The following is a 12,613-nucleotide window of genomic DNA, read 5'->3' as shown; positions in this document are numbered from 1 at the left end:
CGTTCAAATGTAGCAAAATGCGGGCTGGCGTCGCGCCCGACGATCATTGCGGCGCCTCGTGCCACACCCCGCGCGGCACGATTTACTTTCGATACGTTGTCCGGATACGCATCAACATGAATTCCTTTGAACCCATCCGGGCGCAGTTCGCCCGGTTCGGCGAACTACGTCCGCAGCCGCGCGACGCGTGGCAGGGCGACATTGCTTTGCCGCAGGTGCTGGCCGACTTCTACGACCAGATCGGCCCGTGGGGCGCCACCTATCACCAGAACGTGGGACCGGTCGGCATCACGCTTTCCGAAACCAACATCAGTTTTCCGCCGCTGTACAAGCTGTGGGACCGGCAGGCCGGCTATCGCTGGGACGCCTCGAACGGCGAACGCGTTGCGGAGTGGCAGGACAACTGGCTGGTGATCGCCGACCAGAACGCGGACCCCTTCATCCTGGACACCGAAACCGGCGAGATCCTCTACGCCATGCACGGCACGGGCGCGTGGGACGCCGACGTGGTGGCGCCCGATCTGCCGACGTTCGCGGCCGCGCTGGCCGTGGTTGGCGTCGTGTGCCTGGAGGCCGACGAAGACCTGCGCAACGATGACTGGGAAATCAAGCCCGAGCATCGAGCGCGTGCGTTGCAGGCGCTGACCACCGTGCTGGGCGACCCGGTCGAGGCCGAGTGCTTCCTGGATGTGCTTGAGTTCTGACGAAGGAAGAAGACAAATGGCAACGTTTGCCGAACTGGCCGAGGATTGCGGTGTGGCCTTGCCCGGCATGCTGGCCCGGTTGATCGACGCCGGCCGCATCGGCTATGGCGAGGACAGCGCGGCGTGGCGCGCCGACTGGAAGGGCAACACGCTGGCGGCGCGGCCCGTGCTGTCCTGCCTGGATGACCTGGAATGGATGAACGCGCATCAGGCGCGCGAAACCGCCGAGGAATGGCTCAACCCCGGCTATCAGCACGGCAGGCGCTTTCTGCCGTTTGCGGAATCTGGCGCGGGCGATGCGTATTGCCTCACGCCCACGGCGGGTGGCGGCGTGGGCGTTGCGCTCGTCTGGCATGACAGCGGCGATGCGCGCGTGGACTGGGCGTCGTTCGAGGCGTTTGTGTTCGATGCGCTGGTGCGCAGCGCGGCGGACGTGGGGCATCTGATTGAGGATGGCTTCACGCCGGCCGAGGCGGTGGCTTGTGTCCGCGCGAACATCGACGCATTGAAGGAATACCTGCCGCCGGTGATGCAGGCAGCGCTAGACCGGCTGATGGCCGATGCCCCGCTCGTGCCGGCGGACGGCGCGACGGTTTGGATTACTGAGGCGTCCGTTGATGCGGCGTTGGCGCTGTTGCCGCCCGCGCAGGACACGCCTTTCGAGGTGGTGCCGCGTTGGGAGTGCGGGGAAGCGTAGCGCCACAAAACCGGGCTTCATGAACCCCGGCGCGATGCATGCGAGCGTACGTTGGGGCCGGGCAGCCGTCTTTCAGGGAATCCCTGTCAGAAGATGCGGCGCGGAGCCCGAGGCCGCGCGCCGGAAACGCGACGGCGACACGCCCATGTGATCGCGGAAAAACCGCGAGAAATTTCCCGGCGTCGAAAACCCCAGGTCCATCGCCACCGAGGTCAGCGGCTGTTCCTGCTGGACCAGCCTGCGCACGGCTTCCTCCACGCGCACCGCGCTCCAGAACACCTGCGGCGTGGTGTTGAGCTGGTCGCGGAACAGCGCGAAGAAGTGGCCGCGCGAAAGCCCCACTTTGCTGGCGATGTCTTCCACGGCAACCGGTTCGTGGACGTTTTCGCGCATGTACAGGATGGCGGTGCGAAGCCGCCTGTCCAGTGTCTGCGGACGGGGTGCCGCGCCGGGCGCGCGGCTTGTCTGGGAGGATGATTCGATCGCCGCCTGGAGCAGCGCTTCGACTTCGGCGTCGATGTCGGCGCGCGGGTGATTTTGCGGCGCGACGATCTTGTCCAGCAGGCTCCAACAGCCCTGGCGCACCGCCGGGTCGATGGGCACGCCGGGCGCGGTGAAATGAAAAGGTCGGCCGGTGGCGGCGCGGCGCTCGTCCAGCCAGGGCTTCGCAATGTAAAGGACGAGGAAGACGGCGGGGCCGGAGCGGTCGAGCAACCGGGCGTCATGGGATTCATAGGTATTGGTGCCTAGAGCAAGATGTTCGCTGTAGGGCACCAGTTTCGAGCCGACGTGCGCCTCGGCTCTTGCGCCGCCCAGCCACAGGGCAAGCTGCACTTCCGCATGCGCATGCGCAATCAAATCCCCACGCAGCTCCAGCACGACCGCGCGGCCGAACGCGCCTTCGTGCAAGGCGTAAGTCTCTTGCATGATCTGTCTCCCAGTTCTGATCGGGCGATGCGCGCGCACTCGCCTCGCCGGGGCCACCTGTCCGCCGGGGCCTTCTGCGGGAATTTTATGGGCGTGGTTTCGGGCAATGCCGGGCTCTAGGTGTATACACCTATCACGCCATCTGACTCTGCGATAAGTTCCCGCACCGATCGATAAGCGCGGCCGTGCCGGCGCTCCTAAAGTCGTGCTGACGGCGAGGCATGAACCGCTCGCCGATTTTCAGAAGCACGAAGGAGACCGCGGTGCGCATTGCAAGTTACTTGATAAATGGAGAGGCCGGCGTCGGCCTGGTGTCGGACGATGGCCTGTCGATCGCGCCCCTGGCGCTTGATGACGCAGGCAGGCAGCTCGGCGCGCAGGCCTTGATTGAGCTTATGGCGGCGGGCCGCCCGATTCCCGAAACCTTGACGCCGCTGCGCCTGTCCGACGTTGTCCTGCGGGCGCCGCTGCCCCGGCCGCGGCGCAATGTGTGGTGCGTGGGGCGCAACTACCACGCGCATGCGAAAGAGTTGTCCGCGTCCGTCTTCAAGGACAACGACGCCAATCCGGAATCCTGGCCCATCGTCTTTACCAAGGTTCCGGAATGCGTGGTGGGTCCGCACGCGCAGGTCCTGTTGCCGGTCGGCGTGTCCACGCAGATCGACTACGAGGCCGAGCTTGGCGTGGTCATCGGCAAGACAGGCAAGAACATCGCGCGCGGCGCGGCCATGGAGCACGTCTTCGGCTACACCGTCATCAACGATGTCACCGCCCGCGACGTGCAGATGCGGCATCAGCAGTGGGACATGGGCAAGTCGTTCGATACCTTCTGTCCGATGGGGCCGTGGATCGTCACGGCGGATGCGTTCGATGGGACAAGGACGCGCGTGCGCTGCTGGGTCAACGGCGAACTCCGGCAGGAAGGTCCCACGGAGAACATGATCTTCGACATCCCGACCTTGATCGAAACGATCTCGCGCGGCATCACGCTCTACCCGGGCGACGTGATCGCCACCGGCACGCCGGCAGGCGTGGGCATGGGCATGACGCCGCCCCGGTATCTGGCGGCCGGCGACGTGGTGCGCGTGGAGGTCGAGGGGCTGGGCAGCATCGAGAACGAATTCGTGGGGGAGGCGGCATGACGACAACATCGATCAACGGCCTGTCGGTGGAAATCGACGGCGACGGCCCCGTATTGCTGTGCATTCACGGGCTGGGCGGCTCGTCCAACACCTGGACGCCGCTGATGGGCGCCTTGACGGGGTATCGCGTCATCCGCCCGGATCTGCCCGGCAGCGCCAGGTCGCCTTTGCCGGATGGCGAGCTGTCCATCGCGGGCTATGTCGACGCGCTGGTCTCGATGCTGAAAGCACTGGACTGCGGCGCGGTGCACGTGGCGGCGCATTCATTGGGGACCATCGTTGCGCAGCATCTGGCGCTGAAGGAACCGTCCCGGGTTCGGTCGTTGGCGCTATTCGGACCGCTGGCCGAGCCACCGGAGGGGGGGCGGCCGGGCATCCGGGCGCGCGCGGCGCTGGCGCGGCAGGGCGCGCCCGCCATGCAGGAGATCGCCGATGCCATCGTCAAGGGCGCCACCAGCCGCCGCACCAAGGCGGAACAACCGGCGGTGCTGGCGCTGGTCCGGGAGAGCGTGATGCGGCAGCCGCCGGAAGGCTATGCGCAAAGCTGCGAAGCGCTGGCCGCCGCGAAGTCCGCCGATCTTGAACGCCTTGGCGTGCCGGTGTTGCTGGTGACGGGCGACGAAGACGGCGTTGCGCCGCCGGCGAACGTGCAGGTCATGGCGGGACGCATCCCGAACAGCCGCTGCACCATCGTCCCGGACTGCGGGCACTGGACCACGTTTGAGCAGCCAGACGCTTGCATCGAAGCGTTCCAGGCGTTTCATGCGGGCCTGGCCCGATAAGACTCGCCTGATCGCCTGAGGGCACGCGATCGGCGGCCCGGCATTCGCAGCACATCCCGCATCAACACGTTCCATAAAAATATTCCGGCCCCCCGCGGGCCAGGAGGAGACTACGCATGTCCAAAATCGCAATTACCAATGTCGTCATCTTTGACGGAAGCGGCGACGACGTCTTTGACGGAGAGTTGCTGATCGAAGGCGGCCGCATCGCCGAGGTGGCGCGCCTGCCCGAACGGATCAACCGGGACGGCGCGCGCGTCATCGACGGCAGAGGGAAGTTCCTGATGCCGGGAATGACCGAGGCGCACACGCATTTCTCGTGGAACGACCAGCCCACGCTGGCGGCCATCCAGTTCATGCCGCCCGAGGAGCACATCCTGTGGTGTGTCCGCGTGGCCAAGCGCTATCTGGAAATGGGGTGGACGTCTGCCATCGGCGCGGCGGCGGCCAAGCCGCGGCTGGACGTGGTGCTGCGCAATGCGATCAACGCCGGCGAGTGCCCGGGCCCGCGCTACCTGGCCGGCAGCCAGGAGATCACGACCATCGGCGCGCTGGGCGACAACACGCTGCCGCACATGCACTTCGAGGAACTGAGCTTTGGCAGCGTCTGCAGCGGTCCGGAGGAAATCCGCCGCTCGGCCCGCACGTTCATCAAGTACGGCGTCGACCACCTGAAGATCAATTTGTCCGGCGAATACATCGCGGGCCTGCCGGCCGAGATGTCGCCCTTTGCGGAAGACGAAATCGCCATGCTGGCTTCGGAAGCCAAGCGGTACGGCAAGCGGATCGCAGCCCACGCGCGTTCCAGCGAATCGGTCAAGCAGTGCGTGCGCCACGGCATCGAGATGGTGTATCACGCCAGCTTCGCGGACGAGGAAGCGCTGGACATGCTGGAAGCCAACAAGGACAAACATTTTGTGGCGCCGGGCATCGGCTGGCTGGTCCGCACCGCGTACCATGCGTCCGACTACGGCATCACCCCCGCCATAGCCGAAAGCATGGGCTACAAACGCGAGCTGGAAATCGCCGCGGAAAGCCTGCGCAAGATGCACAAGCGCGGCATACGCATCCTGCCGGGCGGTGATTATGGATTCGCGTGGATGCCGCATGGCACGAACGCCAACGACCTCCAGTACTTCGTGGACTACATCGGCATGACTCCCGTCGAGGCGCTGGTCGCGGCCACGCGGCTGGGCGGGCAGATCATGCAGCGGCCTGACGAACTGGGGATGCTGCGTCCCGGGTATCTGGCCGACGTGGTCATGGTGGACGGCAATCCGCTGAACGACCTGGCGCTGCTGGTCGACCCGGACCGGATCGTTCTGGTCATGAAGGACGGGGAAGTCTGCAAGGACACGTGCGGCACGGTGCAGGAGGGGACGGGGCAGGTGAACGCCGCGCAACCACTGCGTGCGGAACCGGTCTTGGCCTGAAGCGCGCCGCAGGGTGAAGGTGCGCCGGAGGCAGGCGCTGAGGCTACGGCAGCGAGGGAAAAGATGCCAGCTCGGACGCGCGTCGCGGTACGATTCGGCATCGCCGCGCCGCCCGTCCCGCCGGCTTGTCCGTCCCCCCTCCCTGAGAACGTTGCATGAACACCCGTAGACGCTTCTGCGCCGGCCTGCTTTGCGCCGGCCTTTTTGCCGCCGTGTCTGGTCCCGCCCTCGGCCGCTCTGAATTGCCCTACATCGACAGCGTCGTGAACGAGGCGGCCCGCGCGGTCATGCGGCAGCACGACATCGCGGGCATGGTGATCGCCGTCACGCATCAGGGCCGCCAGCGTTTCTATACCTACGGCGTCGAATCGCTGGAAACGCGGCGCGCGGTCAATAGGGATACGCTCTTCGAGCTGGGGTCGATCAGCAAGACCTTCACCGCGACGCTTGCCACCTATGCGCAGGCCAAGGGCCAGTTGACGCTGACGGATAGTCCGGCGCGGTTCGTGCCTGAGCTTGCCGGGACCGAGTTCGCCAAGCTGACGCTGGTGAACCTTGGCACGCACACCACGGGCGGCTTTCCGTTGCAGGTGCCCGACGACGTGCGCGACAACGCGCAGTTGATGCAATACCTGAAAGCATGGAAGCCCGAACACGCGCCCGGCACGTATCGCTCGTATGCCAATCCCAGCATCGGCATGCTGGGCGTTGTGGCCGCCGCGAGCCTGAAGCAGCCGTTTGCGCAGGCGATGGAGAAGGACCTGTTTCCGAAGTTGGGCCTGTCCAGCACGTACATCGACGTGCCCGCGTCCAAGGCGTCGCGCTATGCGCAGGGCTACAACAAGCAGGGCGCGCCGGTGCGCGTGAATCCCGGTGTGCTGGCGGCCGAGGCCTATGGCGTCAAATCCAGCGCGCGCGACATGCTGCGCTTCGTCGAAGCCGGCATGGACATGGACGTGCTGGATAAGGACATCCGCCGCGCCCTCGCGGATACCCACGTGGGCTATTACCAGGTGGGCGGGATGACGCAAGACATGGCGTGGGAACAGTTTCCGTATCCGGTGGCGCTGGACACGCTGCTGACGGCCAACGCCGGCACGCTGAACAGCCAGAGCCATCCCGCCCAGGCGCTGCAGCCGCCTTTGGCGCCGCAGGGCGAGACCTGGATCAACAAGACGGGATCGACCAATGGGTTTGGCGCCTACGTGGCGTTCGTGCCCGCGCGCAAGCTGGGCATCGTCATCCTGGCCAACCGCAATTATCCGAACGTAGCGCGCGTGCGGTTGGCGGCGGAGATTCTCGGCGCGGTGGACAAGCAGCCGGCGCCGGCCCGCGCCGCGCGTTGATACCCGGTCTGATGCCCCGCCGAATTCGATACGAATTACGACGCGGGCTATGAAGACTGCGCCCATGGGTTTGCAGGGGGATCGTCGGTGGCGGTCGTCCCTGGGTGATCGAACCTGTTTCAACATATCTCCGGCTTGGCCCGTCCCCAATAAGTAAACGGTTTTCTTGCCCGATAATGCAGGTCGTCGCCCCATGCCGGACCTCTCATGCCTCGCGTCACCCGCCGCTTCGTTTTTCCGTTGTTTGCCACCCTGACGGCCGTCCTGGCCGGATGTTCTTCCCCCAAGCCCGTCTACGAGCGCGAAGACTTCGCGCAAACGGATACCTATTCGCGCAGTGTGCCGGCGGCCAGCAGCGCCGCGTGCGACGCGGGCCGGCGGGCCTTGCTCAGCCAGGGCTATCTCATCGACAAGTTCGAGCCGTCGCGCGTCACCGGCCACAAGAACTTCGAGGGCGAGGACGGGCAGCACACGCAGATCAGCTTCAACATCGAGTGCGCGTCGGACGGCAGTGCGAGCGACCGCACAACCGTGTTTGCGAACGCCGTGCAGGACCGCTATTCGATCAAGCGCACCGGCAACTCCGCCAGCGTGGGGGTCAGCGTGCTGGGGCAGGTGTCGATGCCTTTTGGCGGCAGTGACGACTCGCTGGTCAAGACCGCCAGCCAGACGGTGACGCGGCCCAAGTTCTATGACGGGTTCTTCCAGCTGTTGCAGCGGTTCCTGCCGGACGCACAGGCGGCCGCCAAGCCGCCGGAACCGCCCGTGCGGACAAAGGGCGCCGCGCCCAAGCCCGCGCCCGCACCCGCGCCGGCCGACCCGGTGGTGGCGCCGAACGCGCCGGCGGATACGCTGAATCCGGCTGAGGCCGGCGGCGACAAGCCGGCGCCGGGGGCCAATGGGGCGCCGGCAAGTACGCCGGCGTCGGGAGCGCCCGCTGCGGGAGCGCCTGCTGCCGGAGCGGCCGCGGATAAGGCGCCTGCCGCAGGGTCGCCCGCCGCAGGGTCGCCTGCCGCAGGATCGCCCGCCGCAGGGTCGCCTGCCGCAGAGCCGCCTGCCACGCCCGCAGCGCCGCCGTCCGGCAACTGACGCTTTACCCCCCGGCGCATCGACGTCCGCGCAGTTTGCCGTAGCGCAAACTGCCCGCGTCGAGGCGCCGTGCCGGTCTGCCGCGAGCGGCGATAATGCCGCCCATGACATACCAACTCCTCAAGATGGCCCACGTCGCGGCCGCCGTGGCGTGGCTTTGCGGCTCGCTCTTCGTTGCCCTGTTCCTTCTGACCTCGCAGCCGCAGGACGGCGAAGACGCGCCGAAGGAACGCAAGATGCTTCACGCACTGCGCCGCTGGACGCTCTTTGTCACCACGCCCGCCATGGTCATCACCTGGCTCATCGGCCTGCATCTGGCCGTGACGTTCGGGTGGTTCGCGATGAACTGGATCTGGATCAAGCTGGCCTTTGCGCTGAGCCTGTCGGGGTTGCTCGGCATGCAAAGCGCATCGCTGCGGCGCATGGCCGGCGGCAGCGGCAAGCGTCCGCTCTTGATCGATCTGCAGGCGCCCTATGTCGTGTTGACGGCGACAGCCATCGTGACGCTGGTCGTGGTCAAACCGTTCTGAACGGCCACGCCGGACTGCGCGTCCGGCACCTGTCCGGCGCGCCATATGCCAACGCGCCATATCCAAAAAACCCCGTAATAACGACTCAACCAACTATTCGTTCGCGCGCATAAGTCCCGTCCCTAGAATCGTCTCTCTCATAACTGCGTTGACTTAGAGGCGATTCCATCATGACTATGCGTATTCTTGCCGCCGGGGCTTCCGCGGATGCAGGCGTTTCCCACGGCGCGCGGCAATCGCGCATGGCATGGAAGCCGCTGTTCAAGCGCGTCTTGGGCACCGTGCTGGCCTCGGCCGCGATGTTCCATGGCCCGGCGTTCTCGGCAGACCCGAAGCCGCTCAAGGTCGGCGTGCGCGGCGGGGTGGACGAGCAGATCTGGGAAGTGGTGACGCAGGTGGCCAAGAAAAACGGCCTGGCCGTCGAGCCCGTCGTCATCACCGGCACCGCCAGCCCGAACGAGGCGCTGAACAACGGCGACCTGGAGGCCAATGCCTTCCAGCACATTCCCTTCCTGAACGATCAGATCAAGCAGCGCGGCTACAAGCTGGTGCCCGTCGCCAACACCCTGATCTCGCCCATCGCGTTCTATTCCAAGAAATACAAGTCGCTCAAGGAATTGCCGGATGGCGCGAAGGTGGGCATTCCCAATGACCCCAGCAACCAGACGCGCGCGCTGGTCATCCTGCGCGACCAGGGCCTGATCACGCTGAAGGACGGGTTCGATCCGGCCACCGGCACCGCCACGCTGGCCGACGTGACGTCCAATCCCAAGAAGCTCAACTTCGTGGAAAGCGCATCGGTCGTGCTGGCGCGCTCGCTGCCTGACGTGGACACCGCCGCCATCGTCAACAGCTTTGCTTACCAGGCCGGACTGATCGCCACGCGCGACGGCATCGCGGTCGAGAAAAAAGAGAACAACCCCTACGTGAACATCATCGTCGTGCGCGAGAAGGACAAGGACGCGCCGTGGGTGCCCGCGCTGGTCAAGGCGTATCACTCCGAAGAAGTGCGCCAGTTCATCCTGACCAAGTTCGAAGGCTCGGTGATTCCGGTCTTCTAAGCCAAGATGCAACGCGAACTTTCCCTGGCCGCGGACGCGGCCGGCGCAGCGCAATCGCCGGCGCGCGACGCGCACATCGTGTTCGAAGGCCTGCAGAAGCGGTATCAAGGGCCCGCGGGCCCCGTCGCGGCGCTGTCGGATGTGTCGTTCTCGATTGCGCGCGGCGAGGTGTTCGGCATCATCGGCCGCAGCGGCGCGGGCAAGTCGACGCTGCTGCGCTCGATCAACATGCTGGAACGCCCCAGCGCCGGCCGCGTGCGCGTGGACGGCGTGGACGTGGGCTGCCTGGACGAGGATGCGCTCGTCGGCCTGCGCCGCCGGATCGGCATGATCTTCCAGCACTTCAATTTGCTGTCCGCCAAGACGGTGGCCGAGAACGTCGCGCTGCCGCTGCGCGTGGCAGGCGTAAAGCCCACCGCCGCGCGGGCGCGGGTGGACGCGCTATTGGACATGGTGGGCCTGCGGGACAAGGCCGACGTATATCCGGCCAAGCTGTCCGGCGGCCAGAAGCAGCGCGTGGGCATCGCGCGCGCGCTGGTCCACGAGCCGGAGATCCTGCTGTGCGACGAGGCGACCTCCGCGCTGGACCCCGAGACCACACAGTCGATTCTGGGCCTGCTGCTGGACATCAACCGCAAGCTGGGCCTGACCGTCGTGCTGATCACGCACGACATGGCCGTGATCCGCGAGGTCTGCCACAACGTGCTCGTGCTGGACGGCGGCCGCAACGTCGAGCTGGGCGAGGTGTGGCGCGTGTTCGGCAACCCGCAGGCGGATGCCACGCGCGCGCTGCTGCGGCCGCTGCAACACGACCTGCCCGCGGACCTGGCGGCCCGGCTGGTGCCGGACCTGCAAGGGCGCCCCGGCGTCGCCGTGCTGCGCCTGCGCTTCACCGGACAAGGCCGGCCAGATGGCGTGTCGCTGCAGGCGCTGGCCGCGATGGGGCCGGGCGCGACGCTGCTGCATGGCGGGCTGGACCGGCTGCGCGGCCATGCGCAGGGCAGTCTGCTGGTGTCGGTGCCCGCGCATGCTTTACAGGAAGAGGCCGCGCGTGCCGTGCTGGTGGCCGATCAGATCAAGGTGCTGGGTTATGTCGCTACCGATGCTTGACAAGTACCTGCAGGCGTTTCTGCAGACCCTGACGATGGTGAGCATTTCCGCCGCCATTGCCATCGCGACCGGCCTGGCGCTGGCCGTGGTGCTGACCGTCACCGCGCCAGGCAATCTCTACCCGCGTCCGCGTTTCAACAAGGCGCTGTCGATCACGGTGAACACGTTCCGCGCCATCCCGTTCATCATCCTGCTGGTCGCGATGCTGCCGTTTACCCGCTTTCTGGTGGGCACGACGCTGGGCACCTGGGCGGCCATCGTGCCGCTGTCGGCGAACCTGATTCCATTCTTTGCGCGCATTGCGCAGGTCAGTCTGAACGACGTGGACCACGGTCTGGTCGAGGCGGCGCGCGCCATGGGCTGCCGGCGCTGGCACATCGTGCGCCACGTGCTGCTGCCCGAGGCTCTGCCTGGCATCATCGGCGGCATGACGGTCAGCGTCATCGCCATGATCAACGCGTCTGCGATGGCCGGCGCGGTGGGGGCGGGCGGCCTGGGCGACCTGGCGATCCGTTACGGCTACGAGCGTTACGAAACCCGGGTGATGTTTGAGGTGATCGTCATCCTGATCGCGCTGGTGTCGATCGTGCAATTCACCGGCGAGTGGCTGTCGCGCCGCGCCGACCACAAGCGGTGAACGATGCGAGCCGCGCGCGAAAGATCATCCGGCTCAGCGCAATGGCGCCTGCGGCATGGCCGCCAGAGATTGCGTCGCCAGCTGCTCCTGCTCGCCGGCCAGGCGGTTGACGGCGTCCTGGTGCTGATGAAAGCGCGCCAGGTCGGCGTCGCGGCCGAACATCAGCTCGTCGCGGTCCGCGTACCAGAACTGCCGGTTGTCATCGAGCAGCGTGATCATCAGCCCGAACTCGTGCAGGATTTGCGTTTCCAGGTCCCAGACGCGCGCCAGTTTTTCTTCGCTGGCCGCGCGCGAGTCCTGCAGCGCCTTCAGGATCTTGTCCTTTTCCGGTTCGGCGATGGTCAGCGAGCGCACCAGCGCCGGCATTGCGTTCAACACGTCCATGCTTTGTTCGCGGTAGCCCGGCACGAGCTGTTCGGCCTGTTCCAGGATCAGGCGGCTTTCGATCAGGCCCGAGTCGCGCGCCAGGCGCCGGGCGTCGAACAGCTTGGGCAGGCCGATCTCCTTGAGTTCCTGCAGGTAGGCGCGATGCTGCGCCAGCCGTTCGCCCGCGATGGTCTTCATGGCCCGTTCCATTTCGCCGTACGGACCGGTGGCCTTGGGCGAGGGGTCGATGGCGGGCACGTCTTCGGGCGCGCCGCTGCCGCCGCCGGCCTGCAGGCGCAGCGCGTCGATGGCCTTGCGGATTTCGGTGTTGGCGATGTCGCGCTGGCGGTTGTCGTGGTTGCGCTCGGTAAGCGGCCCGGCCACGGCGGCCAGCAGGCACACCCCCGCGCCCAGCATGATGCGCAAGCGGTTGCGCGGCGTGCGAAAGCGTTTCCCGATCGAAAAAAGACCCAGGACGACAAACAGCACGAGGCCCAGAAGAATGGCCCCACCCAAGGCCAGCTTGGCGACGTCCAGCATGGTGGCGGGCCGGCTGCTGTAGACCGCCCACGCCAACATCGCGGAATAGACCAGACAGGTGGCGGCCTTGAGCAGCCAGCCGGGTTGGGGCGGTGGCGCGGGGGGAACCGCCGGGCCGGCGGCCGTGGCGGGCGCTTGCGGGTCGTTCATGTCGCGCACGAAAACGGGGATACGGCGTTTGACTGTAAAGACTCGCTTCGGCCTCGTCAATGCCGCGGGCCGGCGGCAATTACCGATTTCCAGGCAGGC

General features: G+C 66.5%; 13 protein-coding genes and 1 pseudogene. 11 read left to right on the top strand and 3 right to left on the bottom strand.

The features are described 5' to 3' along the window. The first annotated feature begins 116 nt into the window (after positions 1-116). Both CLM73_RS18005 and CLM73_RS18000 read left to right on the top strand, forming a co-directional pair. Complete coding sequence (locus tag CLM73_RS18005; RefSeq protein WP_105239592.1) at positions 117-704, top strand: SUKH-4 family immunity protein; 588 nt, start codon at positions 117-119, stop codon at positions 702-704. A gap of 16 nt (positions 705-720) precedes the next feature. Next, a complete protein-coding gene (locus tag CLM73_RS18000) occupies positions 721-1,401 on the top strand; it encodes an SMI1/KNR4 family protein (RefSeq protein ID WP_105239591.1) in 681 nt (226 codons plus the stop codon). Positions 1,402-1,473: 72 nt separating this feature from the next. On the opposite strand, the gene CLM73_RS17995 is transcribed toward CLM73_RS18000, so the two are convergent. Then, entirely contained in the window at positions 1,474-2,328 is an 855-nt protein-coding gene (locus CLM73_RS17995; RefSeq protein ID WP_105239590.1) for a helix-turn-helix domain-containing protein, read from the bottom strand. 263 nt (positions 2,329-2,591) lie between these two features. Here CLM73_RS17995 and CLM73_RS17990 point away from each other — a divergent pair, with 263 nt between their 5' ends. From CLM73_RS17990 to CLM73_RS29425, 5 genes and pseudogenes are all read left to right on the top strand, one after another. After that, positions 2,592-3,470: a fumarylacetoacetate hydrolase family protein gene (locus tag CLM73_RS17990; RefSeq protein ID WP_105241594.1), complete on the top strand. Its 879-nt coding sequence runs from the start codon at positions 2,592-2,594 to the stop codon at positions 3,468-3,470. Further along, complete coding sequence (locus tag CLM73_RS17985; RefSeq protein ID WP_105239589.1) at positions 3,467-4,252, top strand: alpha/beta fold hydrolase; 786 nt, start codon at positions 3,467-3,469, stop codon at positions 4,250-4,252. The genes CLM73_RS17990 and CLM73_RS17985 overlap by 4 nt, the downstream gene beginning before the upstream one ends. A 116-nt stretch (positions 4,253-4,368) precedes the next feature. Then, positions 4,369-5,685, top strand: a complete 1,317-nt coding sequence (locus CLM73_RS17980; protein ID WP_105239588.1) for a metal-dependent hydrolase family protein — start codon at positions 4,369-4,371, stop codon at positions 5,683-5,685. Between the two features lie 155 nt (positions 5,686-5,840). Further along, positions 5,841-7,031 carry an AMZ family class C beta-lactamase gene (blaAMZ, locus tag CLM73_RS17975; RefSeq protein WP_105239587.1) on the top strand — a complete coding sequence of 397 codons (1,191 nt, stop codon included), beginning with the start codon at positions 5,841-5,843 and terminating at the stop codon, positions 7,029-7,031. 207 nt (positions 7,032-7,238) lie between these two features. Further along, positions 7,239-7,697 (top strand): annotated as a pseudogene (locus CLM73_RS29425) (DUF2242 domain-containing protein); the annotation flags it as partial. On the opposite strand, the gene CLM73_RS29420 reads toward CLM73_RS29425, so the two are convergent. Next, a complete protein-coding gene (locus CLM73_RS29420) occupies positions 7,684-8,052 on the bottom strand; it encodes a hypothetical protein (protein WP_418904956.1) in 369 nt (122 codons plus the stop codon). The pseudogene CLM73_RS29425 and the gene CLM73_RS29420 overlap by 14 nt on opposite strands. 172 nt (positions 8,053-8,224) lie before the next feature. On the opposite strand from CLM73_RS29420, the gene CLM73_RS17965 reads away from it, so the two are divergent. From CLM73_RS17965 to CLM73_RS17950, 4 genes are all read left to right on the top strand, one after another. Beyond that, positions 8,225-8,650, top strand: a complete 426-nt coding sequence (locus CLM73_RS17965) for a CopD family protein (RefSeq protein WP_234015667.1) — start codon at positions 8,225-8,227, stop codon at positions 8,648-8,650. Between the two features lie 299 nt (positions 8,651-8,949). Beyond that, positions 8,950-9,711: a MetQ/NlpA family ABC transporter substrate-binding protein gene (locus tag CLM73_RS17960; protein WP_234015914.1), complete on the top strand. Its 762-nt coding sequence runs from the start codon at positions 8,950-8,952 to the stop codon at positions 9,709-9,711. A gap of 6 nt (positions 9,712-9,717) precedes the next feature. Continuing rightward, positions 9,718-10,821 (top strand): methionine ABC transporter ATP-binding protein, encoded by a 1,104-nt coding sequence (locus tag CLM73_RS17955; RefSeq protein WP_105239583.1) that lies wholly within the window; start codon positions 9,718-9,720, stop codon positions 10,819-10,821. Beyond that, entirely contained in the window at positions 10,802-11,458 is a 657-nt protein-coding gene (locus tag CLM73_RS17950) for a methionine ABC transporter permease (RefSeq protein WP_105239582.1), read from the top strand. Before CLM73_RS17955 ends, CLM73_RS17950 begins: the two co-directional genes overlap by 20 nt. A 33-nt stretch (positions 11,459-11,491) precedes the next feature. On the opposite strand, the gene CLM73_RS17945 is transcribed toward CLM73_RS17950, so the two are convergent. Further along, positions 11,492-12,514 (bottom strand): hypothetical protein, encoded by a 1,023-nt coding sequence (locus CLM73_RS17945; protein WP_105239581.1) that lies wholly within the window; start codon positions 12,512-12,514, stop codon positions 11,492-11,494. Positions 12,515-12,613: the final 99 nt, after the last annotated feature.

This window comes from Achromobacter spanius, assembly GCF_002966795.1.
Lineage (GTDB): Bacteria > Pseudomonadota > Gammaproteobacteria > Burkholderiales > Burkholderiaceae_B > Achromobacter > Achromobacter spanius_D.
The sequence above is the reverse complement of the archived record's forward strand: the minus strand, read 5'-3'. Positions and strand labels throughout refer to the sequence as shown.